The organism is Arcobacter sp. 15-2 (assembly GCF_047159865.1).
GTDB lineage: Bacteria > Campylobacterota > Campylobacteria > Campylobacterales > Arcobacteraceae > JAIOSF01.
In genome coordinates this window covers 978,524-1,003,583 of record NZ_AP038804.1, presented here as the reverse complement: position 1 = coordinate 1,003,583, position 25,060 = coordinate 978,524, and the positions used below count along the sequence as shown (strand labels likewise).

General features: G+C 31.4%; 20 protein-coding genes, 1 tRNA gene and 3 rRNA genes. 13 read left to right on the top strand and 11 right to left on the bottom strand.

The window, feature by feature from the left end; translation table 11 throughout:
* Positions 1 to 91 precede the first annotated feature (91 nt).
* The 3 genes from ilvC to ACMCMH_RS05320 all read left to right on the top strand — a co-directional run bounded on the left by ilvC (position 92) and on the right by ACMCMH_RS05320 (position 3,075).
* Positions 92 to 1,114, top strand: a complete 1,023-nt coding sequence (gene ilvC, locus ACMCMH_RS05330) for a ketol-acid reductoisomerase (protein ID WP_412727810.1) — start codon at positions 92 to 94, stop codon at positions 1,112 to 1,114.
* Positions 1,115 to 1,177: 63 nt separating this feature from the next.
* Positions 1,178 to 2,302 (top strand): divergent polysaccharide deacetylase family protein, encoded by a 1,125-nt coding sequence (locus tag ACMCMH_RS05325; protein ID WP_412727809.1) that lies wholly within the window; start codon positions 1,178 to 1,180, stop codon positions 2,300 to 2,302.
* Positions 2,299 to 3,075 carry a DNA-processing protein DprA gene (locus ACMCMH_RS05320; protein ID WP_412727808.1) on the top strand — a complete coding sequence of 259 codons (777 nt, stop codon included), beginning with the start codon at positions 2,299 to 2,301 and terminating at the stop codon, positions 3,073 to 3,075. Before ACMCMH_RS05325 ends, ACMCMH_RS05320 begins: the two co-directional genes overlap by 4 nt.
* A 16-nt stretch (positions 3,076 to 3,091) precedes the next feature.
* On the opposite strand, the gene ACMCMH_RS05315 is transcribed toward ACMCMH_RS05320, so the two are convergent.
* The 9 genes from ACMCMH_RS05315 to ACMCMH_RS05275 all read right to left on the bottom strand — a co-directional run bounded on the left by ACMCMH_RS05315 (position 3,092) and on the right by ACMCMH_RS05275 (position 12,483).
* Positions 3,092 to 4,504, bottom strand: coding sequence for a hypothetical protein (locus ACMCMH_RS05315; protein ID WP_412727807.1), 1,413 nt, complete (start codon positions 4,502 to 4,504; stop codon positions 3,092 to 3,094).
* A 38-nt stretch (positions 4,505 to 4,542) separates the two neighbouring features.
* Positions 4,543 to 5,694, bottom strand: coding sequence for a transglycosylase SLT domain-containing protein (locus ACMCMH_RS05310; RefSeq protein ID WP_412727806.1), 1,152 nt, complete (start codon positions 5,692 to 5,694; stop codon positions 4,543 to 4,545).
* Positions 5,691 to 6,101, bottom strand: a complete 411-nt coding sequence (locus ACMCMH_RS05305; protein ID WP_412727805.1) for a hypothetical protein — start codon at positions 6,099 to 6,101, stop codon at positions 5,691 to 5,693. Before ACMCMH_RS05305 ends, ACMCMH_RS05310 begins: the two co-directional genes overlap by 4 nt.
* Positions 6,102 to 6,164: 63 nt before the next feature.
* On the bottom strand, positions 6,165 to 6,755 hold the full coding sequence (locus ACMCMH_RS05300; RefSeq protein ID WP_412727804.1) for an LPP20 family lipoprotein: 591 nt from the start codon (positions 6,753 to 6,755) through the stop codon (positions 6,165 to 6,167).
* 47 nt (positions 6,756 to 6,802) lie between these two features.
* On the bottom strand, positions 6,803 to 8,887 hold the full coding sequence (locus ACMCMH_RS05295) for a molybdopterin oxidoreductase family protein (RefSeq protein WP_412727803.1): 2,085 nt from the start codon (positions 8,885 to 8,887) through the stop codon (positions 6,803 to 6,805).
* A gap of 1 nt (position 8,888) precedes the next feature.
* Positions 8,889 to 9,089, bottom strand: coding sequence for a sulfur carrier protein ThiS (thiS, locus tag ACMCMH_RS05290; protein WP_412727802.1), 201 nt, complete (start codon positions 9,087 to 9,089; stop codon positions 8,889 to 8,891).
* Positions 9,090 to 9,105: 16 nt separating this feature from the next.
* On the bottom strand, positions 9,106 to 10,134 hold the full coding sequence (locus ACMCMH_RS05285) for an SAM-dependent methyltransferase (protein WP_412727801.1): 1,029 nt from the start codon (positions 10,132 to 10,134) through the stop codon (positions 9,106 to 9,108).
* 5 nt (positions 10,135 to 10,139) lie between these two features.
* Positions 10,140 to 11,312, bottom strand: coding sequence for a TolC family protein (locus tag ACMCMH_RS05280; RefSeq protein WP_412727800.1), 1,173 nt, complete (start codon positions 11,310 to 11,312; stop codon positions 10,140 to 10,142).
* Positions 11,299 to 12,483, bottom strand: a complete 1,185-nt coding sequence (locus ACMCMH_RS05275) for an aspartate aminotransferase family protein (protein WP_412727799.1) — start codon at positions 12,481 to 12,483, stop codon at positions 11,299 to 11,301. The genes ACMCMH_RS05280 and ACMCMH_RS05275 overlap by 14 nt, the downstream gene beginning before the upstream one ends.
* Positions 12,484 to 13,013: 530 nt before the next feature.
* Between ACMCMH_RS05275 and ACMCMH_RS05270 the strand changes: the two genes are divergently transcribed.
* From ACMCMH_RS05270 to rrf, 4 genes are all read left to right on the top strand, one after another.
* Positions 13,014 to 14,531, top strand: a 16S ribosomal RNA gene (locus ACMCMH_RS05270).
* Between the two features lie 174 nt (positions 14,532 to 14,705).
* A tRNA-Ala gene (locus tag ACMCMH_RS05265) sits at positions 14,706 to 14,781 on the top strand.
* A 257-nt stretch (positions 14,782 to 15,038) separates the two neighbouring features.
* Positions 15,039 to 17,931, top strand: a 23S ribosomal RNA gene (locus tag ACMCMH_RS05260).
* Positions 17,932 to 18,042: 111 nt separating this feature from the next.
* Positions 18,043 to 18,158, top strand: a 5S ribosomal RNA gene (gene rrf / locus ACMCMH_RS05255).
* Together the 16S, 23S and 5S rRNA genes with 1 tRNA gene alongside form the textbook arrangement of a ribosomal RNA operon.
* A gap of 233 nt (positions 18,159 to 18,391) precedes the next feature.
* On the opposite strand, the gene ACMCMH_RS05250 is transcribed toward rrf, so the two are convergent.
* Both ACMCMH_RS05250 and ACMCMH_RS05245 read right to left on the bottom strand, forming a co-directional pair.
* Positions 18,392 to 19,138, bottom strand: a complete 747-nt coding sequence (locus ACMCMH_RS05250) for a nickel/cobalt transporter (RefSeq protein ID WP_412727798.1) — start codon at positions 19,136 to 19,138, stop codon at positions 18,392 to 18,394.
* Positions 19,138 to 19,659: a DUF1007 family protein gene (locus ACMCMH_RS05245; protein WP_412727797.1), complete on the bottom strand. Its 522-nt coding sequence runs from the start codon at positions 19,657 to 19,659 to the stop codon at positions 19,138 to 19,140. Before ACMCMH_RS05245 ends, ACMCMH_RS05250 begins: the two co-directional genes overlap by 1 nt.
* Positions 19,660 to 19,808: 149 nt before the next feature.
* Between ACMCMH_RS05245 and ACMCMH_RS05240 the strand changes: the two genes are divergently transcribed.
* From ACMCMH_RS05240 to ACMCMH_RS05215, 6 genes are all read left to right on the top strand, one after another.
* A complete protein-coding gene (locus ACMCMH_RS05240) occupies positions 19,809 to 19,973 on the top strand; it encodes a hypothetical protein (RefSeq protein WP_412727796.1) in 165 nt (54 codons plus the stop codon).
* A gap of 8 nt (positions 19,974 to 19,981) precedes the next feature.
* Positions 19,982 to 20,323, top strand: a complete 342-nt coding sequence (locus ACMCMH_RS05235) for a DUF2325 domain-containing protein (protein ID WP_412727795.1) — start codon at positions 19,982 to 19,984, stop codon at positions 20,321 to 20,323.
* Positions 20,324 to 20,456: 133 nt separating this feature from the next.
* Positions 20,457 to 21,782: an imelysin family protein gene (locus tag ACMCMH_RS05230; RefSeq protein ID WP_412727794.1), complete on the top strand. Its 1,326-nt coding sequence runs from the start codon at positions 20,457 to 20,459 to the stop codon at positions 21,780 to 21,782.
* Complete coding sequence (locus tag ACMCMH_RS05225; protein ID WP_412727793.1) at positions 21,760 to 23,181, top strand: di-heme oxidoredictase family protein; 1,422 nt, start codon at positions 21,760 to 21,762, stop codon at positions 23,179 to 23,181. The genes ACMCMH_RS05230 and ACMCMH_RS05225 overlap by 23 nt, the downstream gene beginning before the upstream one ends.
* Before the next feature lies 1 nt (position 23,182).
* Positions 23,183 to 24,154 (top strand): imelysin family protein, encoded by a 972-nt coding sequence (locus ACMCMH_RS05220; RefSeq protein WP_412727792.1) that lies wholly within the window; start codon positions 23,183 to 23,185, stop codon positions 24,152 to 24,154.
* Positions 24,144 to 25,058 (top strand): sterol desaturase family protein, encoded by a 915-nt coding sequence (locus tag ACMCMH_RS05215; protein WP_412727791.1) that lies wholly within the window; start codon positions 24,144 to 24,146, stop codon positions 25,056 to 25,058. The genes ACMCMH_RS05220 and ACMCMH_RS05215 overlap by 11 nt, the downstream gene beginning before the upstream one ends.
* Positions 25,059 to 25,060 lie beyond the last annotated feature (2 nt).

The following is a 25,060-nucleotide window of genomic DNA, read 5'->3' as shown; positions in this document are numbered from 1 at the left end:
AATTTCATATATAGTTAGATATATTAAGTGAATAAAAATATATTTTTGATATAATCGCACAAAATTATATTAATTTAACAAAGGAAATACAATGGCATTAGATGTATATTATGACAAAGATTGTAATATTGACTTAATTAAGTCAAAAAAAGTAGCAATTATCGGTTTTGGTTCACAAGGTCACGCTCACGCAGAAAACTTAAGAGATTCTGGAGTTGAAGTATGTGTTGGTTTAAGAAAAAATGGTTCTTCTTGGGCAAAAGCTGAAGCTAAAGGTTTCGAAACATTAACAGTTGTAGATGCATCAGCTGCTGCAGATGTTGTTATGATTTTATTACCAGATGAAAATCAAGCAGATATCTATGCAAATGAAATTGAGCCTAACTTAAAGCAAGGTGCTACAATTGCATTTGGTCATGGTTTTAACATTCACTATGGAAGAATTGCTCCAAGAGCTGATATCAATGTAACTATGATTGCTCCAAAAGCTCCAGGTCATACAGTAAGATCAGAGTTTGTAAGAGGTGGTGGTATTCCTGATTTAATCGCTGTTGGTCAAAATCCAAGCGGTACTACAAAAGAATTAGCACTTTCTTATGCATCAGCTATTGGTGGTGGAAGAACTGCAATTATTCAAACAACTTTCAAAGATGAAACTGAAACAGATTTATTCGGAGAGCAAGCTGTATTATGTGGTGGTGCAACAGCACTAGTTCAAGCTGGTTTTGAAACATTAACAGAAGCTGGATATGATCCACAAATGGCATATTTCGAGTGTTTACATGAGTTAAAATTAATTGTTGACTTAATGTTCGAAGGTGGTATTGCAGATATGAGATATTCTATTTCAAATACAGCTGAATATGGTGACTATATTGCAGGTAAAAGAATCATCAATGATGAGTCTAAACAAGCTATGAGAGAACTTTTAAAAGAGATTCAAGATGGTAGATTTGCAAAAGACTTTATCCTTGAAGGTCAAGCTGGTTACCCTCGAATGAATGCTGAGAGAAATAACCAAAGAGAAACACTGATTGAAAAAACTGGTGTTGAACTTAGAAATATGATGCCTTGGATTGCTGCAAATAAAATTGTAGATCAAGAAACAAACTAATTTTACTTAATATACTTCCTGAAAGATTCAGGAAGTATATTTTTTGAAATAAATTTATAATTTATGAAAAAACATATTAAAAAAAGAACTCCCAAAAAATTAAAAAATTCTTTACCAAAAAAATCATACAACAAACTATTTACAACTATCATTATTATTACTTTAAGTATTTTATTTGGATTACTAGTAGGCAGCTATTATGGAACAGAGATTGATAATGTTGCACATGAAATAAAAGAGATTGCAACAGTAGATGTAGAAAAAAAAGAAGAACATAAAATCACTTATGAAGAGAAAACTAAGGCTTTAGAGATTGCCTATACTAATCACATTGATAACAATATATATATAGAAAAAGCAAAAAAAATAAAAGAACCTGAACCTGTTTTTCATTTTGAAGAACCGAATCTAGAAGAGATTGATAAAAAAATCGAAGTGCATACTGAAGAATCAAGTATATTTTCACCTCAAACTAATAAAGAACAAAAAAAACTAATAACAAAAAAAGAACCAATTGTAGAAAAAACGAAAAAACCTAAAAGCAATAGACCAAAACTAGCAATCATTATAGATGATATGACAACTCAAAAACAAATAAACCATATTTTAAATTTAGGTTATACTGTGAATATGGCTTTTCTCCCTCCTACTACAGGACATAAAAACTCCGCAAAAATAACACAATCATTAAAAAATATATATTTAATACATCTACCTTTACAAGCAAGTAGTTTTCGATATGAAGAGGAAAATACTCTCCATATAGATGATAATTTAGAAACAATAGAAAACAGAATAAAATACTTAAAAAAAATATATCCAAATACAAAATATTTAAATAATCATACAGGAAGTAAATTTACATCAAATCAGCAAGCAATGGATAAACTATTTCAAGTATTAAAAAAATATGATTATACTTTTTTAGATAGTAGAACAACTGCAAAATCAGTAGCTGCAAAATCTGCAAAAAAATATGGTGTGAAAATGTTTACGCGAAATATTTTTTTAGACAATAAAAAAGATAAGAAATATATTCAAAATCAACTTAAAAAAGCTATCAAAAGTGCTAAGCGAAATGGTATGGCAATTGCTATAGGTCATCCCTATAGTATCACTTTCAAAACCTTACGAGAGTCAAAGCATCTTTTAAAAGATTTAGACCTAGTGTATATTGACGAATTATGATAAAAGAGGTAAATTTTCATATTGATAAACTTGATACAATGAAAAAGTATCCTAAAAGTATACATTATATCGGTAATCTTGATTTACTAAATAAACGAACAATCTCTATTGTTGGAACGAGAAAGCCAAATAATTATACGAAGCAATATACTCATGAACTAGCAAAAGCATTAACTAAACATAATATTTGTGTGGTTAGTGGGGCGGCTATGGGAGTTGACGCTATTGCACATAATGCAGCGACACCTCAAAATACTATTGCTGTAGCAGGAACAGGTTTAGATATAAGATATCCTGCAGTTAATAAAAAATTGATAGAGGATATTGAAAATAATGGACTTATGTTAAGTCAATTTCCTATTAAAACACCTTCTCAAAGATATAATTTTCCTATTAGAAATGAACTAGTTGTTTCTTTAGGTGAATGTTTGATTGTTGCTCAAGCAGATGAAAATAGTGGTACTATGAGAAGTGTTGAGTTTGCCTTGAAAATGAATAAGCCTATTTTTGTATTGGCACATCGTATTGGTGAAAGTGTTGGTACAAATAAACTTTTAGAACAAAATTTAGCAACTGCTATTTATGATATTGATAAATTTATAGAAGATTTTGTTGGGTTTAAAAATGAAATAAAACATAGTGATGATTTTTTAGAGTATTGTAAAACAACACCAACTTATGATGATGTTATGCAGAAGTTTCCAGAAAAAATTTTTGAGTATGAACTAAGTGGAAAAATACAAGTCACCAATGGACTTGTATTTGTTGTATAATTAATCTCCTCAAATATTATTGAAAATCGATGATTTTAAATCTACTATTTTTATATTTAGGCATACTAGTACCTGCATTTGCATTTATATAAGTTGCATCAGCAATAGTGTATTGGGTGTTTTTATAGTTAAAACTATCTCCACTTATTTTAGAAGACAAAGCAACAGCAGTTGCTAGATGGTCACTATATTTAACCGCAACTACATCAAGTTTTAAAAGGTTTTTTACTAAATAACTAAAAAGAATACTCCTATCTTCACAATCACTATAAGGATAGTTCACAGTTTCTTCAGGAAACATCACTTTTTCATAGTCAAATTGATCTTGATCCGTTTTATACTTAAAAGATGTTTGTACAAAACGAAGTAATAAATTCACAGCTTCTATTTCTGATTTACCTTTTATTAATGGAGCTATTTTCACTAAAATAGAATTTGAAAAAGGGGTAGAGCTTTTTGTTTTGAAATACACATTATAATCTGTTTGGGGAAACGATTTATAGAATTTTACAAGATCTTGACTATATTGTGTTTGTATAATATATTTTTCATTGTTATAATTAAAAGTTAGATTTTTTGTTTCTAAATTTTTGAAAAATTTTAATTCATTATAAATATTGAATGAGAGTTTATTTATTGCTTTAGGGTAATCACCTGAATATGTATAGAGAGTACCTATTTTCTGAGTTTGTCCATCGGCTCTAAGAATATAGTATTTTTTATTCTTTAGTGTAAAAAAGGACACTTGAAATAGATTATTTTCTATTGTCGACATAAGATATATTTTATCCATGTTATAACCAACTTTTGTATCATAGTTCATTTTTATAAGAACAAACCATGTAAATAAATTCGCATTATTATTCTCTTTGAAAATAGCCATTCCTAACTTATGAATAAGTTGATATGTTGCCCAATCATTTAAATTTAGATTTTCTTTTTCATTTTGAATTTGATCAAGTAGTAGAGTGAAATTTGTTTTACTCATCATTTTCCAAAAATTACTTATATTGTTTTTATCTATTTTTTGAAGAGTAAAATCTGTGTTTTTATCGTATTGTATTGTGATATTTGAAGAGTAAAAATCAAAAACTAAATTTGACAAATTTCCCTTTTTTTCTATTTCCTTTTTAACTTGTACAGGTTTTACAATCACAGTTTTTTTTATCGGTTCAATATCAATAATAGGAGAGTTTATAATCTCATCTTTTTGTATTGAAATTGGTTTTTGTAACTTTGGAAGTTTTAGAGGTTTTGGGTCTTTATAGGGTGAGGGCGTACTCATCAATTGAAATGTTTTCCAATCTTTTTTTAACATATCGGAAAACTCATCATCCATACTTTTTTTATATTGTTTATATTGTTGTTGTTGAGAATTTATCCAATCTTGATAATCATTGGCAAGAGAAACACTTGCAAAGATACTCAACATTATTCCTAGTTTTAATCGTAACATCGAATTCTTCTCTAAAGTGTTGTTTGCAATAGTTTATTATAAGCAGAGGTTCTATCATTAACTTTTTTAAGATATTTTCGTGTTTCAAGGTATGGTAAACTACTGATGAGCTTTTTATATACTTGCTCAGAAGTGAGTTTGTTGATAATAGTTGCTGAATTATTTATGTTGGTATTTCCTGTAAATGTTTTAGCGACATTACCTGCACCTGTATTATAAGCTGCAATTGCACAATAGAGTCTACTTTGTGGATTTTTTATTTTCTTTAAATATTTATAATACAATATATGTAAATATGCAGAACCTATTGTAATATTCTTTTTTGAATCATATAAATAAGCAGAAGATAAAACTCTTTTTTTATTATAAAGATATTGATAACTATCTATTCCAGCACTTTTTGGTACAATTTGCATAAGACCAAAAGCTGGAATATGGGACCGTGCCATTGGGTTAAATGAACTTTCACTATGAATAATAGCATAAATCAATGCAGCTGGAACATCTTCTTTCTTAGCACTTGCCATTACATAATTTTTAAAGCTTTTTGCTTTTCTTATAGTAGTGTTTGTAGGAAGTTTGACATTTGCTTTATATATAAATTTTCCATTATATTTTTTTATTATCAGATTTTCTTTTTGGAGTTTGTTGATCATTTCCAATTTTTCTTGTGGGGTAATTATATTTGATATGAGTTTCTCTTTGGATTTAATCACAGCTCTTGGTTTGTTTAATTTTTTAGAGATTTTTTCTTCAAGCAAATCATTTTTATAAGCAGATTTAACATCTTCTGTAAGAAGCTGAGTAAACATTTCTTTTATTTTATTTTTTGCTTCTATTTGTGTACTTGCAATAACTTCCAATGAAATATTGTTTTTCTCATAATCTATTATTTTTTTTGTATTTAAATTTCGGTTATATTCAACAAAACGCTTTTTTGTGGAAATATCTGCTTTTCCATTAATTGGTGGCCACTTTTTTTTCAAGTCTTTTGAAAATTCGTTAAATGCTTCATCATGTGCTTTTTGATACTTTGAAAATTCCTCTTGAATTGAATTTTGATAGTTAGTATATTTAAGATTTTGTTGCTGTTTGAACTCTTCAAAATCACTTGAGATCAATATCGTTACACTTAATGTTAAAAGTATTAATAAGTTTTTCATTTTTGCACCACCCATACACATATTTCTTTATTTTTTTTCGTAAAAAAAGCTTTGATTTTTGTACTTACTTTCACATTGTCTACAGAATGAAGAGATGAAGAAGTGCTTTTAGAGTTAGCTTTTCTTCCATTTGAAATACTCTTTTGTCTATAAGTAACATTGTCAACTATTATACTGTTTTGTGCTGCGATTCTATCGATAGCTCTTGAAATTGCTAGATTCTTTTGTGCTTCAATTCCTCTAAAGTGTATTTGTGAGCAACCTATAGCGGCAACCTTATCATTATCTAAATAAGGATTGAGTAGCCATTTTGGTTCTTGAACTTTTTTTGTTACTGTTGTATTATTTTTATGAATACAGCTCGTAAATAACATAACACTAACAATTGCTAAAAAAATCTTAATCATCTATTCCCTTATAATAAAAAAGCAGGGAATTTCCCTGCTTTTTTTAGATTATGCTCAATAATATTATTGAGCAGCTTTTTCTAATTCGGCATCAAGTTCACCATCTGCTTTTGCAGCTAGAAATTTTTGATACATAGCTCTATCATTTTTAAATGATGTTTTTACAGCTTTTTCCATATCATTTTTTACTACCTCACTATTTAAACCAACTAAAACAAAAAGTGTTCCTGCATCACTTTTCCAAGACTCAACACCTCTACTTCCTTGTAGTGTTTGGCTTGCAATTTGTTTTGACACCTTTGAGTTTGCTTGATCAAAAGTTGCAGCATCTCCACCACCTGTTGTTGCTTTATATGACTTAAACATAGTATTTACTTTTATACTAATTTGATTTGCTAATGCATCTCTACCCTCAGCAATAGCAGCTGCTCTTTGAAATCCATAATCATTCCCTGCATTCTTTTGAGCAACACCAAGTGCTACAATTGAACCTTCTAAATAAGGATTACAAGTCCATTTTGGAGCTAGTTGCCCATCTTGTTTACATCTGAAGTCTGCCTCTGCTTCTTGTTCTGGTGTTTTTTGAGCAGCACATCCTGCTAAAATAGATGAAATAACTACAGCTGATGCAATTGTTAATAAATTTTTTTTCATAATAATCCTTTTTATTTTAATTATATATCAATTATATTTAATTTTACTTAAATATTTGAAACCTCAATAATTTCTACTTCCAATGATTTAAAGAGAGCTGTTTTTGTATTGACATCACTTTCATCTCCAAATATAGAGTTAAGGTGTGATTTTGCATGATGAAATGTAGTAAATAGTGTTTTAGGTTTAATAGTCTTTACAAATTTAATTGGTAAAGGTTGTGTTTGCCCATAAATAGTTTTTAATATTACTTTTTGACTTTTTATTTTGTCTTTGTCATCAATACAGGCTAAAATAGTGTCTTCATTGTGTTTTGATTTAAGTTTTTCTGTTTCAATAGTTTGTGCTGCATTATTATAATGGATTAAATTTCTTCCTGTTGTAAGATAAAAAGTATCAAAATTTTCTTTATTGACTAGTTTTTTTATTTGTCCACGGAGTTGATATCCATTATATATAAATTTTCCTAACCCATCTGGTGTATTAAATCCATCTAAATGTAAAATAGGAGTGTCTTTTTTAGAAATTGGCCATTGCATCCCTTTACTTCTATGTTTCATAAGCTTATTATAGCTAGCTCCTCCATATCTATAAGGAGCTTCTATTCTGATGTTTTCCCAGATATCCTCACTTGTTTTATAAGAGAATTGACCTTTCATTTTATTTTCAATATCAGTAATCACATTCCAATCATCAGGTAAATCATTTTCAACAAGAGGTTGAGATAAATGTAATCGTCTCATTGCATTTACATATACACCTGTTTTTTCATACGCTGATTTTACACCAAAAACAATATCTGATTTTTTAGCAATAGCATTCATAAACAAGTCTTGAGTAATAAGTAGTTCCAAATTATCTAAAGCTTTATCAATTTTATTTAGATTAGGATGAATATGTGCTGTATCTTCTCCCATAACCATCATTGCTTTTACTTCATCATTTAACATTGCATTTATCAAATCAGGTGTTTTAAGACCTTCCTCTTTTGGTTTAGAATAATCTGGTCCATAATAAGGCAAACAACCCATATCACAGGTTCCTTGAACATTATTTTGACCTCGTAAAGGCATCAGTCCAGCACCTTCTTTTGCAATATTTCCGGTCATTAATGCTAAATTTACCATTGCCATTACTGCATAACTTCCATCTTTATTTTCAGTGACACCAAGACCCCAAAAAATCATTGATTTTTTACTAGCGTATTTTCTAGCTATGATAGGAATTTGTTCTGCTAACTCTTCATATCCTCTAATTTGTTTAAAGTATTCAGGATTTGCATATTGGTCATTGAGTATGCTATTTTTATAAGATGCAAATTCTTTGGTTCGGGTATCAATAAACATTTGATCATAGAGATTTTCTTTTAAAATGATATAAGCTATTGAGTTTAATAGTAGAAGATTTGATTCATAAGGCATTATAATTGTATCTGTTGCAAATTTACTAAGTTGTATTTGTCTTACATCACATACTACTAATTCACTTGTTTTTGCTCGACTAGCTTCAATCATTCTATTCGCAACAATTGGATGTGCTTCAGTGGTATTGGATCCAATTACTAACATAAACTCAGTTTTAAATATATCATCATAAGGATTAGTAGCAGCTCCTTCTCCAATAGTAGCTGCCATTCCATTTAAACTAGGGGCATGACATACTCTAGCACAGTTATCTATGTTTGGCGATTCCATAATCTCTCGTGTAAATTTTTGTAATAAAAATCCACTTTCACAAGATGTTCTAGCTCCACCGGTTGCACAAAAACTATGTCTACCATATTGTTTTTTTATTTCAGATAGTTTCCATGCTGCAATAGAGGTTGCTAGTTCATAGTCTGATTGATACCAATCTTCATCAAAACATTGCAAAAGCTGTATTTGTTTTTTTATATGATCTGGAAATAATTCTAAATTTTTTTGAATAAATAATTTTTTTATACGAGTATTTCGAATTCTATTATCTGAATCAACAAAGTCAAAACCAGTTTTACCTTTAATGCAAAGTTTACCACGACTTACATATCCATCATTTTGTGCATAAATTTTGAGTATTTTATTATTTTTTACTTGAGCTGTAATGTCACAACCCACTCCACAATAGGTGCAAACTGAACCTCTGTCGTGTAGCATATCAACCTCCACCTACAAATTGTAACAATTCAATTTTGTCATTTTCTTTTGGTATAAAACTATCCCAAGTGTCTTTTTTTACTATGTCCATATTAACAGCAGCAGCCATTACTTTATCTTCGATTTGAAGTGAAATAATTATATCTTTTAATGAATCTCCTTCATTAAATATTTTATCTTCTCCATTAATTATTATATTCAAGTGTATTCCTTTTAAGTTATTGTGTTCTAAATAAAACCATTTTAAATCTATCTCCCATCCCTGTAGGATTTAAAAGTGTTTTTATTTTATTTGCTTCAGCTAAATATGTTTTTTCATCTGTATTTTTATGTAACATTTCCAGTAGTTCTATTATACCAAAATCAACTAATGCTTGTAGCTGTGTTTTATAAGCGATATTTTTTATACCTTGATTTTCAAATATATCTATAATATGCTGAAAATTTACATCATAAGTTATATCTGATTTTTGGTATAAGTTTGCTAAATGAGTATTCTCATCAAATAATGGTAATACAGAGTGATCTTGATAAATTCTACATGAAAAATCATTTCGAGGATATTTTTCTCCATAATCAAATGTGATAAACTCAAAATGTTTTATATTTTTTGACAATTGTAAAATAAAGTTTTCATATCCAATAGCTACTTCACCTTTTGTGATATTATATTTATCGCAATGATGTACAATTTTCTCATCTTTACTTGTAGGATTTGTAAATGTAATGTTGTGATTTTTTACAATTGCTTTTTGAAGACAATTATTTTTATTTGTTAAAACTAACTCACAAGGAAAAGCATCAAAAATTTCATTGGCTACAATAAAAGCACTTTCAAGTTTTATTTCACTAATGTCATTGAAGTGAAGAAGTTTTATTCTATCTCCAAAACATTTATTAAAGTAGTTTATCTGTTTATTTTGAAGATGCTCATGTTTTTCAATAATAGCAAATTGTAATGTTGTGATTAGATTTGGTTTTAGTGTAAAAATGAACTGTATCATATCAGCTAAAAGATAGCCATGGTGAGCACCAATCTCAAGAATAGTTGTATCTTTACCTAAAAAACCTTCCTCAATAATATCGACTACTCTTTTCCCAATACTTCCGCCAAAGAAACTGCTAGTGCTTACTGCTGTATAAAAGTCACCATCTTTACCTATGGTTTTGTATTGAGAATAGTATCCTTTTTTGTCATATAACCAATTTTCAAAATATTTGCTAAAAGGGATAACTTGGTTTTGCATCTATTTTAGCTCTGTATTCTGTAGTAAATTTCTAAAAGTTCCATTTGTTGATCAATTTTTAAACTTTCTATCTCAAGCTGTTTTATTTTTTTTGAATTTTGAATAGTTTCAAGATCAGAAGGAGTTTTCATCCCTACTTCAAGTTGTTCTTTTATTTGTGTTACTAATGAATTATAAAGAATAATATTTGTTTTTGCAATTTCAATTTTACTATCAAGACTGTTGACTTTAGCAATAGCATTCTTAAAAATCATTTTTTCTTCTCTTTTTTTATCTTCAAGAGAGGCTTTGTTTTTCAGATATTCTATTTTTGTACTTTGTATATTATATGAATATTTTATATCCAAAGGTATAGTAATATTAAAACCATAATTTGTTGTTCCCTCTTCATCTAAGTTTGGATTATGATCCACATCATGATATTTTGTGTAATCAGCAGTTAGATTAAGTGTTGGCAGGTAGCTAGAAATACTCATATTCTTTAGCCAATATGATGTATTGATCTCATCTTTAGCTTGTTTAATATAAATATTATTTTCCATATATTTTTCATCATTTAGAAGTTTTAATACAGGTAGTTCTAATTCAGTATATTTTTTATCTGATAATTTAGCAAGATTATTAACAAGTAATCTCTTTTGATATTCTAAATCAATCAAGTTATTTTGATTTGCATTTAAATCTAATATTGCATTATCTAAAAAAGAAGTATCTAATATACCATTTAAAACTTGTTCTTTTTTTCGTTGAACATCTATTGATGAGTTTTGTACTAAAAGTTTTTGCTTATTTATAGTTAAATCAATTTGTTTAATTTGAAATAGAAAATTAACAGTTTGTTTTATAAGTTCTTTTTTCTGTATATCTATACTAATATTTGTTTTATTCTGAACACTTTGAGCATATTTTATCGCATAATAGATCCCTCCACTTTTAAAAATGGGTTGAGATATACTTAATATTGATTTGGTCGTATCAAATGTTTCTGTATTATTATATATGTATTTATAAGTGATTGGATTAATCCAATCATTTTTTAATTTTTTACTATCTTGTATTGCTTTATCGTATGAATAATTAAGTATCTCTTGCTTTGATTGAGACAAATAATCATTTTGACTATCATTTGCATACAATGATGTAAAAATTGCTAAGCATAAAATACTAGAGCGTTTCAAGAGCTTTTCCTAATCTTTTAAATCCTTCATCTATTTCCTCTTTTGAAATCGTAAGTGGTGGTAAAAATCGTAGTGTGTTTTTTCCAGCTTTTAAAACTAAAACACCTTGCTCAAATGCTTTGGTTATAATAGCACTAAGAGTTTGAGCATCTTTTACTCTTAAACCTCTCATAAGCCCTAATCCTACAACATCTGTAAAGACATTTGTATTAGACTCATAAAACTTTTTGAGTTGAGTTTCAAAGTATAAAATAGTTTCATCTAAAGTACCATCATTTTTTAGTTCATCTAAGATTGTACACGCTTCAAGGGCAGAAGTAGTACTTAAATAGTTTCCTCCAAAAGTACTTCCATGATCGCCTGGTTCAAATATATCTTTATGTGTAGTCATAACAACACCAATAGGTACACCCGATCCTACACCTTTTGCCATAGTAATTATATCTGGTTTTATATCATAAAGATTAGAGGCTAAAAACTCTCCTGTTCTATAAGCTCCTGTTTGTACTTCATCTATAATTAATAATATCTCTTTCTCTTTTAAAAATGATGCTAGTTTTTGTATATCTTCTTTCGGAAATGGTTGAACACCACCCTCTCCTTGAACTAATTCTAACATTACAGCAACAGTTTGTTTATCAATAGAATTATAAATATCGTTTAATTGAGCATTATATGAAAAACCATCAGGATATGGTGAAAAATTATCAGTATGCATTGCACTTTGACCAGTTGCTTTTACTGTTGTAATAGTTCTTCCATGAAAAGAATGTTCTAAAGTAATAACTTTGTATTTCTTGTTGTTAAATTTAGTTTCACCATATTTTCTAGCAATTTTAATTGCACCTTCATTTGCTTCTGCACCACTATTAGCAAAAAACATAGCAACATCATAATCTGAAAGTTCAGAAATCTTTTTCGCTAATTTAGCTTGAGGCTCAATACAATATAAATTTGAGATATGAGTAATGTTTTGTACTTGCTTAGAAATTGCATCTGCTATTCTTTTATTACCATGCCCACATGAAACAACTCCTATACCTGAAGTAAAGTCAATATAGTTATTGTTTTTCTCATCAAATAAAGTTGCATTTACACCTTTTGTAAAATTAACATAGTTTCTCGCATATGTATTAAGTACATATGTTTTATCAGTCTGTTCTAAATTCATAAATAATTCCTCTTTATTATATAGTATGTATTGTATCAAATATTACTGTATTTTATATATAAATTTATAATTACAAAACACACAAAAAAAAGAATTCAAAAATTTAAACTTATTTTAAGAAAAAACTCTTGACAATAAAGAAAAAACCTATTATAATCCCATCCACAAAACAAGCAGACAAACGCAAAGAGATTTGAAGTTAAAAAGCTTAAAAAATGTATGATCTTTAAAAAATATAATGTTGATAAATAAATCAAGTTTAAAAGAATTATGAGAGTAATTTTTATAAACTAGATACAAGAAGAGAGAGATAAAAGTGAGCAACCTCACTTTTATTTCTCGAATATAGAATTTATATATTAAAGTTTACTTTGTATATAGAAGATATAACTTCGTCTATAAACTTAGAGTTTTAATTTTAAAACACTAATAATATAATTAAGTCTTTAAATAGACTTAGTGATTTTTAGGTAAATACTTAAAAGTCAAGATTAAACACCAAAGTATAAAAGCGTAAGCTTTTATACTTATTTATGGAGAGTTTGATCCTGGCTCAGAGTGAACGCTGGCGGCGTGCCTAACACATGCAAGTCGAACGAGAACGGATATTAGCTTGCTAATATTGTCAGCTAAGTGGCGCACGGGTGAGTAATATATAGTTAACCTGCCCCAAAGAAGAGAATAATTGTTGGAAACGACTTGTAATGCTCTATATGCCTTTATTACATAAGTAAGCAAGGGAAATATTTATAGCTTTGGGATGGGACTGTACGGTATCAGTTAGTTGGTGAGGTAATGGCTCACCAAGACAATGACGCCTAACTGGTTTGAGAGGATGATCAGTCACACTGGAACTGAGACACGGTCCAGACTCCTACGGGAGGCAGCAGTGGGGAATATTGCACAATGGAGGAAACTCTGATGCAGCAACGCCGCGTGGAGGATGACACATTTCGGTGCGTAAACTCCTTTTATATGAGAAGATAATGACGGTATCATATGAATAAGCACCGGCTAACTCCGTGCCAGCAGCCGCGGTAATACGGGGGGTGCAAGCGTTACTCGGAATCACTGGGCGTAAAGAGCATGTAGGCTGGTTTGTAAGTTGGAAGTGAAATCCTATGGCTTAACCATAGAACTGCTTCCAAAACTGCAGACCTAGAATATGGGAGAGGTAGATGGAATTTCTGGTGTAGGGGTAAAATCCGTAGAGATCAGAAGGAATACCGATTGCGAAGGCGATCTACTGGAACATTATTGACGCTGAGATGCGAAAGCGTGGGGAGCAAACAGGATTAGATACCCTGGTAGTCCACGCCCTAAACGATGCACACTAGTTGTTGCTATGCTAGACATAGCAGTAATGCAGTTAACACAGTAAGTGTGCCGCCTGGGGAGTACGGTCGCAAGATTAAAACTCAAAGGAATAGACGGGGACCCGCACAAGCGGTGGAGCATGTGGTTTAATTCGACGATACGCGAAGAACCTTACCTGGCCTTGACATAATAAGAATCTTTTAGAGATAGAAGAGTGCTAGTTTACTAGAGCTTATATACAGGTGCTGCACGGCTGTCGTCAGCTCGTGTCGTGAGATGTTGGGTTAAGTCCCGCAACGAGCGCAACCCTCGTGTTTAGTTACTAACAGTTCGGCTGAGGACTCTAGACAGACTGCCTGGGTAACCAGGAGGAAGGTGAGGACGACGTCAAGTCATCATGGCCCTTACGGCCAGGGCTACACACGTGCTACAATGGGGTATACAAAGAGCAGCGATACTGTGAAGTGGAGCAAATCTCATAAAATATCTCCCAGTTCGGATAGTAGTCTGCAACTCGACTACTTGAAGTTGGAATCGCTAGTAATCGTAGATCAGCAATGCTACGGTGAATACGTTCCCGGGTCTTGTACTCACCGCCCGTCACACCATGGGAATTGAATTCATTCGAAGCGGGGATGCTAAAATAGCTACCTTCCACAGTGGATTTAGTAACTAGGGTGAAGTCGTAACAAGGTAACCGTAGGAGAACCTGCGGTTGGATCACCTCCTTTCAAAGATATAATTAATCATTCGTTTGATTAATCATTAGAAAATAAGTTGTTCAAAGCAACAAATTCAAGTAAACAAAGTTTACTTGGAGACGAAGAGTCTTGTATCTAGTTTATAAAGATTATAATAATCTTTAAATTATAAATATTTATTAACAAACAAATAGGTCACTACATGGGGAATTAGCTCAGCTGGGAGAGCGCCTGCCTTGCACGTAGGAGGTCAGCGGTTCGATCCCGCTATTCTCCACCATGTTTTACTAAACTTAAATATAAGTACTTAAAAAGAAGTATTTATATTTGATTTTACGGAATCAAAAGTTATTTTACAATTTACTGTTAAAGTCTTTATTTTTTCTAAGAAAGAAAATAAAAATACAATTTTATAATACTATTTAATTATATATAAATTATTATATTTAATAAGATAGTAGCTAAAGAATAATCATAACAACATAAGTGTTAAATCATATATTACTTGTAATATATGTATTTGAACTTTAATTTATCAAATAAGCTATTAAGGGCTAATGGTGGATGCCTAGACTATAAGAGGCGATGAAGGACGTACTAGACTGCGATAAGCATTGGGGAGCTGTCAAGAAGCTTTGATCCAGTGATTTCCGAATGGGACAACCCAGTATAATGAGAATTATATTATCTAGATTTATCTAGAGGCGAACTCAGGGAAGTGAAACATCTCAGTACCTGAAGGAAGAGAAATCAATTGAGATTCTGTTAGTAGCGGCGAGCGAAAACGGATTAGAGCGGTTATATTTAGCATATTAGTTAGTAGAAGTAGTTGGAATGCTACGCGATACAGAGTGAAAGCCTCGTATATGAAAACTTTTATGTGGAACTAAGATAATGAACGAGTAGGTCGGAACACGTGATATTTTGACTGAATATGGGGGGACCACCCTCCAACTCTAAATACTACTTATAGATCGATAGTGCACAAGTACCGTGAGGGAAAGGTGAAAAGTACCCCAGTGAGGGGAGTGAAATAGAACCTGAAACCATTAGCTTACAATCATTCGGAGCCCTATGTCTTGTACAGGGTGACGGACTGCCTTTTGCATAATGAGCCTGCGAGTTGTGGTATATGGCAAGGTTAAGTCAAGTACGAAGCCGTAGCGAAAGCGAGTGTGAATAGCGCGAATTAGTCATATGCTGCAGACCCGAAACGAAGTGATCTATCCATGAGCAGGTTGAAGCTGGTGTAAGAGCCAGTGGAGGACCGAACCGGTGTGCGTTGAAAAGTGCTCGGATGACTTGTGGATAGGGGTGAAAGGCCAATCAAACTTCGTGATAGCTGGTTCTCTCCGAAATATATTTAGGTATAGCGTCATGTAAATTAGAATAAAGGGGTAGAGCACTGAATGGGCTAGGGCTGCTTACCGCGGTACCAAACCCTATCAAACTTCGAATACTATATACTTTACCATGGCAGTCAGGCGTAGGGTGATAAAATCCTATGTCGAGAGGGGAACAACCCAGACTAACAGCTAAGGTCCCTAAGTCGTACTTAAGTGGAAAACGATGTGGAGTTACTGTGACAACCAGGAAGTTGGCTTAGAAGCAGCCATCTTTTAAAGAAAGCGTAACAGCTCACTGGTCTAGTGATTCTGCGCGGAAAATATAACGGGGCTAAAGTACGCACCGAAGCTTTAGATTACAGTTTACTGTAGTGGTAGGAGAGCGTTCTATTCAGCATTGAAGCCATACCGGTGAGGAGTGGTGGAGCGGATAGAAGTGAGCATGCAGGCATGAGTAGCGATAATTAAAGTGAGAATCTTTAACGCCGAAAACCCAAGGTTTCCTACGCGATGCTCGTCATCGTAGGGTTAGTCGGGTCCTAAGTCGAGTCCGAAAGGGGTAGACGATGGCAAATAGGTTAATATTCCTATACTTATAATAGAGCGTGATGTGGGGACGCATAGAGTTAATCGAGCTGGCTGATGGAATAGCTGGTCGAAGGATGTAGGTTGTAGCATAGGCAAATCCGTGCTACACTCGACCGAGATCTTACAGGCCGAACAAAATCTTCGGATAGCGTTTGGAATCGATGATACTGTCGTGCCAAGAAAAGCCACTAAGCATATCTATTATAACCCGTACCGTAAACCGACACAGGTAGGTGGGATGAGTATTCTAAGGCGCGTGGAAGAACCCTGGTTAAGGAACTCTGCAAACTAGCACCGTATCTTCGGTAGAAGGTGTGCCTACTTAGGTATTAGGGATTTACTCCCGAAAGCTTGAGAGGTTGCAACAAAGAGTCCCTCCCGACTGTTTACCAAAAACACAGCACTTTGCTAACTCGCAAGAGGATGTATAAGGTGTGACGCCTGCCCGGTGCTCGAAGGTTAATTGATGATGTCAGCGTAAGCGAAGCATTTGATCGAAGCCCGAGTAAACGGCGGCCGTAACTATAACGGTCCTAAGGTAGCGAAATTCCTTGTCGGTTAAATACCGACCTGCATGAATGGCGTAACGAGATGGGAGCTGTCTCAACCAGGGATCCAGTGAAATTGTAGTGGAGGTGAAAATTCCTCCTACCCGCGGAAAGACGGAAAGACCCCGTGCACCTTTACTATAGCTTTACACTGCTATTGGGATATTCATGTGCAGGATAGGTGGGAGACTATGATCTATGGACGCAAGTACATAGGGAGTCATCCTTGAGATACCACCCTTGAATATTCTGATAGCTAACTGGGAACAATTATCTTGTTTCAGGACAATGTATGGTGGGTAGTTTGACTGGGGCGGTCGCCTCCTAAAAAGTAACGGAGGCTTACAAAGGTTGGCTCAATCCGGTTGGAAATCGGATGTTGAGTATAATGGCATAAGCCAGCCTGACTGTAAGACATACATGTCGAGCAGAGACGAAAGTCGGTCATAGTGATCCGGTGGTTCTGTGTGGAAGGGCCATCGCTCAAAGGATAAAAGGTACGCCGGGGATAACAGGCTGATCTCCCCCAAGAGCTCACATCGACGGGGAGGTTTGGCACCTCGATGTCGGCTCATCGCATCCTGGGGCTGAAGCAGGTCCCAAGGGTATGGCTGTTCGCCATTTAAAGCGGTACGCGAGCTGGGTTCAGAACGTCGTGAGACAGTTCGGTCCCTATCTTCCGTGGGCGTAGGAAAGTTGAGGAGATTTGCCCCTAGTACGAGAGGACCGGGGTGAACGTAGCACTAGTGTACCAATTGTTCTGCCAAGAGCATCGTTGGGTAGCTACCTACGGATGAGATAAGAGCTGAAAGCATCTAAGCACGAAGCCAACTCCAAGATGAACTTTCCCTGAAGATCCCAGCAAGACTAGCTGGTTGATAGGATAGATGTGTAAGTGCAGTAATGCATTCAGCTGACTATTACTAATAGATCGTTTGGCTTATTTTTAAACTTATTCTTTAGTTTACTATCTTATTAAGTATAATAACTGATAAGTATTATAATCGTATTTTTATACAAAGACTTTAACTTTAATATTCTTAAATCAACATCTTAGATGTTGGTGGTTATTGAGAGGAGGTCATACCCAGTTCCATTTCGAACCTGGCAGTCAAGCTGCTCATCGCCGATAATACTGCAGGGTCCCCTTGTGGAAACGTAGGTCGCCGCCAACTTCTAAGATGTTTTTTTTTGCTCGTTTTTTCTATCTTCCTATTTTTTATTACTTTTTATTTTTATTCCTCTCTTTTCTTTTGTAGTTTGTTTTATTATTACTATTTCTTTATTATTATTTCTTTTTAGTGATGTTCTATTGCTCTTTTAAGGTATTTGGAAGGTCTTTGGCTTGTTTGTTTAATGCTTTGACTTCTCAAGATTCAAAGCTGTTTGCAGTGAGATTATTGATATGTTATTTATGACCTACTGATGTAAATAAGAGTATACCTAAGATTAGAATTAATACACCACCTAAAACTTCTAAAATGTATCCTTTATTATCTAAGAAGTTAGATGCTTTTTTATTTAATAGAATTGATAGTATTCCTGCAAGAGAAATTGTCAAACCCATCCCGATGCTCATAGTAATAGCAGCTAAGATTCCTAATGTATATTGTTTTAAAATAATACAAAAAAGAACAATAGTCATAACTCCTGGACAAGGAACTATCCCTGCGCTTAAGGCTACAACATATTCACTTTTTGTTTGTTTTCCCAATTTTTTTTCTTTTAGGTTTTTACTTTTATATGCGCTAAAAATAAGATATAATCCAACACATATTATCATAGATGCTGAAATCTCCATTGCTAACATTGACATTTCGTTAAAATTCTTACGAAACATTGTTTTTAAAATATAAAATATGCCAAATGTAAAAATTAATGCAGAAATTGCATGAGCTATGGAAATCATATATCCCATTTTAAATGCTTTTTTGTAGTCTGATTTATTTGATGTAAAATACAATGCAACTAACGCTTTACCATGACCTGGACCAGCTGCATGTATAAGTCCATATAAAAAAGAGATACTTAATATTAAAATTGAAGTTGAAAGTATATTTTCATCATTGATACTTCGAATGGTGGATGATATAAAACTATTAAGTTGATATTGTGCCATTACAATTTGATTGAGAAGTGCATTATAAGTTTCCATTAATTAAATTCCATTCGATAACCAAAATAAAAATCATTGTCTAGGTCAGATACTTTTATTGTGCCATCATTTATTTTAATAAACTCTTTTTTTAAAACCATAGCAACAAAAAAATCAGTGTCACCAAAATCTATTAATGTATCTTTTGAATTTAGTTTTGGTTTAATGGTGAAAGAATAACAGAGTTTATTGTTTTCTATATAAGAGGAAAAGTTATAGAATTGTGGGAAAATTTGGACTTTGTCTTTTACTGTAATATCTGTGTAAAAGTTATATTCAATTAAAGTTGAAAAATAATAGTCGTAAATGTATTGAATCTCTTTTTTATCAAAATTTCCATTCTGGTCTTGATCAAATTCCATAATTAGCATAGAAGATGTCATCTCATCCAATTTCCATATAAAGTTAATCTTTTCAATAATCTTATTTTTAATTTCTATATTGGGATACACCTCAATAAAAGTATGAGGGTGGGCATTTAGAATATTAATAAAAAGTATTAAATTTATAAGTATTTTCATATTGGTCTCTTGATTATTTTAAATAAGTATAACATAATTCAATTTAATCATATTTAATGATAACAATTCTCAATATTAAGGATAGTTTAAGAACTATTTGTTACTATTACAATATTAATAATGAATATCAATATAATAAAGGTTTTTAAATGTCAGATTCACAACTAAGATTAAAAGTAAACAGATTGATTATTCATTCTGGATATGAGAAAAGTGAAGAGTTATTGTCCCCTATAGTAAAAATAGTAAAAATGCGTCATGGTAATATAAATAAAGAACAAATTATTCGTATTACCAAAGAAGCACTACAATAGGCTGTATTATGAGTGTATTAATAATTGGTGGAGATAATGTAAGTAAAATTAGTGATGTTTTAAAACATCTTGGTGCAACTAAAATAAAACATTGGGATGCAAGAAAAAAAGCAAGTGCATGTAGAAAAGTTATCCCTTCTGATACAAATTGCGTGGTAATGTTAACCTCTTTTTTAAATCATAATGCAATGAAGCATTTTAAAGTAGAAGCAAAAAAAAGAAACTTACCTGTGGTTTGTTCAAAACAAAGTATTAATTGTATCTATGATGAGTATGTTAAAATTATGAATATAACTGATTGTGCAGATTGTTATGCTTCTTCAACATGTCATATGAAAAATAATAAATAAGTTTTATAGAATGTAGAATAAAAAAATTAAAGCAAGGGGAAAAACGCAAGATTTAAATAAAATAATTTAGTTGAATAGTAAAGTAAGGTAAATACCAATTGATCAAGAAATTGAAAATAAAAAAGGAAAAGAAATGATAAAAAATACAAAATTAATAATGACAAGTTTAAGTTTAGCAGCAGTTATGGCGTTAACTGGATGTACTGCAAATCATGCAGAACCAAAAAAAGATGAAGCAAAACTATTAGTTGCTTATGCAAATATTGCAACAGCAAATTATAGTAAAGCATTACAAGATGCAAAATTATTACAAGTTGCGATAGAAAGATTTACAAAAAATCCAACAGAGATGACACTTAAAAATGCAAAAAATGCGTGGTTAATCTCTCGAGAATCATATGGTGAAACTGAAATATTTAGACTTGCAAATGGACCAATTGATGCTGAAGATGGTTGGGTAGCTGAACAATACGGTTCACTTGAAGGACAAATTAATGCTTGGCCATTAGATGAAAATATGATTGATTATACTACAAATGCTAAAGGTGTTGTTACAAAAGGCAATATTATTGATACAAAAGGTTTATTTAATCCAGGTGGTGAAGAAAGTACTAGTGTTGATGTTACAAATATTTCTGTAGATGCTATCACAGATTTAAATGAAAATGGTGGTGATGCAAATGTTGCGACTGGATACCATGCAATTGAATTCTTACTATGGGGTCAAGATCAAGACTATAGTAATTTTGTAAAAGATTCAGTAACAAAAGGTCCTTTAACAGCTGGGCAAAGACCACTTTCTGATTATACAACAGATAAAAATAAAGATAGAAGAAAAGCATACTTAAATGCATCTGCTCAAAAAGTAGTAAATGATTTAACAGTAATTGCAAATGCTTGGGCAAAAGATGACAGCACAAATTATAGAGCTGCATTATTAGGTAAAAATAGTGATGCAAGTAAAAATATATCAAATAAAGATGCTAAAAAAGATATCTTTGCTGGTATGGGTGTATTTATTAAATCTGAATTAGCAAATGAAAGAATAGCGGTTGCTGTTTTAACTCCAAGTGAAGAAGATGAGCATAGTTGTTTCTCAGATAATACACATAGAGATATTCAAACTAACTATCAAGGGTTTAAAAATATTTTAATGGGTACATATAATGGTCAAGATTTTGGAGTTGCTCCTATTGATGCATTAGATGAGAAATCTAAAAATGAAATTTTATCTTTAATGGCAAAAATTGAAACAAAGATTGAGAGTATTGATACTATTGCAAAAACAAGTAGACATTTTGATTATCAAATTAGACCAAATGATCCACAAGCTAAAGTGATTGTAAAGCTTAAAAATGAGCTTAGAAAACTAGGTGATAAAATGGTAATGGTTGCTAGTGCAAATGGAATTAATCTTTCGATTGAAGATGTAACAGATGCAGAAGAAACAAAACTTTAATAGTTTTAAGTTCTTAATAGCTCTTTCAAGTTCAGTAGTTTTCACTACTGGACTTTTTGCTGTTATAGAGAATACTCAAAAAAAATATGATAAAAAATACACAACATTAACAAAAACAGATAAAGTATTTATGAAGCAAATTAGTGGTTTAAATAATGAAGAGCAAGATATGTTTATGTTGGGGAGAAGTTTTTTTACTATTCCTTGGGTAGAAGCACCAAGTGCAACTACTGCACGAGATGGACTAGGACCTTTATTTAGTGCAAATACTTGTGTAAATTGTCATCCTAATAATGCAATAGGATCAGTATATAACAAAAATAATCAAATTTCAAGAAACTATATTTCAAGACTTTCTATTCCCTCAAATGGTTCAAAAGAACATAAACTTATGTTAAAGTATAGTGGATTTGTAGCCGAGCCAATATATGGTAATCAAATTAGTATCAATGGTGTTAATGGAGTGCCTTTTGAAGCAAAACCTATTATCAAATATAAAAATGTAAAAGTAACATATCCTGATGGAGATGAAGTTATATTAAAGCAACCACTTCGGGGAATTGAAAATCAACTAAAAGATTTACAATATGGAAAATTGGATAAAGATGTAAGTATTTCAAATAGACTCGCTCCTGCTTTTGTAGGATTGGGGCTAGTAGAGCAGATAACAGATGAGCAGATACTTCAAAATGAAGATATCGAAGATATAAATAATGATGGAATATCTGGGAAGGCAAATATTGTCTATAGTATTAAAAATGATGATTTTCGAGTAGGGCGTAATACTTGGAAAGCATCCGCTGCATCTGTTATACATCAAACAGCAGCAGCAGCTTCAAATGATATGAGCTTAACAAATCCCTTATTTCCAAATGAAAATTGTACCTCTTCACAAGAAGAGTGTTTGCAAGCTCCTAAAGGTGATGATGTTCATGGGAAAAAAACATTTGATTTACCTATGAAAAGATTAGAATCAATTGCTTTTTATTTAAAGAACTTAAAAATACCAAAATCAATCGTAACCCAAAAAGAGGGTGAAAAACTTTTTAATGAAATTGGATGTGTGAAATGTCATATACCCTCATTTACAAATAAAAATGGATATAAGATTAAACCTTTTTCAGATTTTTTATTACATGATATGGGAGAAAATTTAAGTGATGGAAGAGTAGAATTTCTGGCAAATGCTCAAGAATGGAGAACCGCTCCTTTATGGGGGATAGGAAAGTATAAACAAGCTACAAATAAAGATCCTGAATTTTTACATGATGGAAGAGCTAAAACTCTTGAAGAAGCAATTTTATGGCATGGTGGCGAATCAGAACAGATAAAAAATAAGTTTATGAGTCTTTCAAGAGAACAAAGAAAATCAATAGTAAAATATATAGAGGAGTTATAATATGAAAATATTTATAAAGTTAATAGTAGGAGTTGTGTTTTTTTGTAATACAGTCTATGCAAATGAAAGTTTAAAATCTATTTATGAAAATGTCATTTTAAAAAATAGCCAAGATTCACTTGTAGAGATAAAAAAACTTAAAAAAGTAATTTCCCAAAATAAAGAAGCTGAGATTAAAAACCAGTTTACAAGTTTTGTTAAAAGTTGGAAAAGTGTACAAGCATTTTATATACTAGGGGATTTGGATGATAATTATTTAGATACTCCTCGTTATATTGATATTTTTCATCATGGAAATGAAGATATTACTAAACAATTAGATCTAATCATTCAAAGTAAAGAGGATTTATCGATTAGTTTATATAAAAATTCTCATAAAACAGTAAATGCTTTAGAGTATATTCTTTTTACAAAAGATTTACACAATAAAAAGATTCAACAAATAGCACTGATTATTACAGATAAAATAGAAGAAAATTTACAAGAGATTTATGATGGATATATTTCATCAAAAGAGGTCTTTACAAAAGATGAATTAGCTTCAAATGCAATGATGCTAAATGCTTTAATTGAGAATTCTTATAAGTTAAAAGAGTGGAGAATAGGAGATCCTTCTGGACTTAGTAGAAAATTTAAAGGTAAACCATCTAATGAAAGAGCAGAGTACTATTTAAGTAAAAACTCAATTGAGGCAATTAAATCAATTTTAAAAACACATTTAGAAGTTTTAGATAATCAAACTTATGAAAACTTTGGAACAATGATTCGTTCATATAATGTAAATGATGAGCTTAATGATGCTGTACGGTATTTGCAAAATTCGCTAAAAAAAGCAAATGATATCCAAAATGATGATTTTACAAATACGAAAAAACTTTATAAAGAGGTGCGAAAAGTACACGCTACTTATTACATCTCTTTAATAGGTAAGCTACAAATTACAGCTAAAATTTTAGATGCTGATGGAGATTAATTTTGTAGATTCTTTTGAAGGACTTTTTAGTTCTTCTAAAAGAATTTATTGGCAATATATTGTATCTTCTTTGTTTATAGCTTTGATTTATCTTTTTATATATAAAAAAGAGAGAAAAATAAATCTAAGCTATAAATTATGGTTTCATAAAAGTGCCATTTTGGACTATAAATATTTTGTAGTTTCTTTTTTCATAAAAGTTATTTTGATTGTTCCTCTTATTATTGGGGTTCATGAAATCACAATTTTTGTATATGAATTTTTCACAGATTATTTTGGTTATGTTAAAATAAGTTATTTTTCATATTTAGAAGTTGTTTTACTTTTTACTATTACACTTTTTGTTGTAAGTGATTTTACAAGATACTGGATACATAGATTTTTGCATACTATACCATTTTTGTGGGAGTTTCATAAAGTACATCATAGTGCAAAAGTTTTAACACCTATAACATTCTATAGAGTTCATCCTGTAGAAAATTTATTATTTGGTTTTCGTTATGCTTTTAGTATTGGTTTGGTAAGTGGAGTGTTTATCTATTTATTTGGTGCGATGATTAGCGTTTATGAGATTGTTGGAACGAATATTGTTCTTTATGTTTTTTCATTGATGGGATCAAATTTACGACATTCTCATATACGATTAGCTTATTTTGAATCTATTGAGAATATACTCATTTCACCTTTTCAACATCAACTACATCATAGTACAAAATACTACAATAAAAATTATGGGGGTTATTTAGCTATATGGGATAATATCTTTGGAACATTACAAAAATCGAAAAAGATAGTAGAATCAAAAGAAAAAATCAGGTTTGGGGTAGAGATAAAAGATTTTCAGACAGTGTCAAATCTTTTATTTGTACCTTTTAGAAAAATATATACTAAAACTAGGAGATAGGA

Coding starts and splice junctions, on each gene's coding strand:
- ilvC (WP_412727810.1), top strand. CDS start 92: ATGGCATTAGATGTATATTATGACAAAGATTGTAATATTGACTTAATT.
- ACMCMH_RS05325 (WP_412727809.1), top strand. CDS start 1,178: ATGAAAAAACATATTAAAAAAAGAACTCCCAAAAAATTAAAAAATTCT.
- ACMCMH_RS05320 (WP_412727808.1), top strand. CDS start 2,299: ATGATAAAAGAGGTAAATTTTCATATTGATAAACTTGATACAATGAAA.
- ACMCMH_RS05310 (WP_412727806.1), bottom strand. CDS start 5,694: ATGAAAAACTTATTAATACTTTTAACATTAAGTGTAACGATATTGATC.
- ACMCMH_RS05305 (WP_412727805.1), bottom strand. CDS start 6,101: ATGATTAAGATTTTTTTAGCAATTGTTAGTGTTATGTTATTTACGAGC.
- ACMCMH_RS05300 (WP_412727804.1), bottom strand. CDS start 6,755: ATGAAAAAAAATTTATTAACAATTGCATCAGCTGTAGTTATTTCATCT.
- ACMCMH_RS05295 (WP_412727803.1), bottom strand. CDS start 8,887: ATGCTACACGACAGAGGTTCAGTTTGCACCTATTGTGGAGTGGGTTGT.
- ACMCMH_RS05285 (WP_412727801.1), bottom strand. CDS start 10,134: ATGCAAAACCAAGTTATCCCTTTTAGCAAATATTTTGAAAATTGGTTA.
- ACMCMH_RS05275 (WP_412727799.1), bottom strand. CDS start 12,483: ATGAATTTAGAACAGACTGATAAAACATATGTACTTAATACATATGCG.
- ACMCMH_RS05250 (WP_412727798.1), bottom strand. CDS start 19,138: ATGGAAACTTATAATGCACTTCTCAATCAAATTGTAATGGCACAATAT.
- ACMCMH_RS05245 (WP_412727797.1), bottom strand. CDS start 19,659: ATGAAAATACTTATAAATTTAATACTTTTTATTAATATTCTAAATGCC.
- ACMCMH_RS05240 (WP_412727796.1), top strand. CDS start 19,809: ATGTCAGATTCACAACTAAGATTAAAAGTAAACAGATTGATTATTCAT.
- ACMCMH_RS05235 (WP_412727795.1), top strand. CDS start 19,982: ATGAGTGTATTAATAATTGGTGGAGATAATGTAAGTAAAATTAGTGAT.
- ACMCMH_RS05230 (WP_412727794.1), top strand. CDS start 20,457: ATGATAAAAAATACAAAATTAATAATGACAAGTTTAAGTTTAGCAGCA.
- ACMCMH_RS05225 (WP_412727793.1), top strand. CDS start 21,760: ATGCAGAAGAAACAAAACTTTAATAGTTTTAAGTTCTTAATAGCTCTT.
- ACMCMH_RS05220 (WP_412727792.1), top strand. CDS start 23,183: ATGAAAATATTTATAAAGTTAATAGTAGGAGTTGTGTTTTTTTGTAAT.
- ACMCMH_RS05215 (WP_412727791.1), top strand. CDS start 24,144: ATGGAGATTAATTTTGTAGATTCTTTTGAAGGACTTTTTAGTTCTTCT.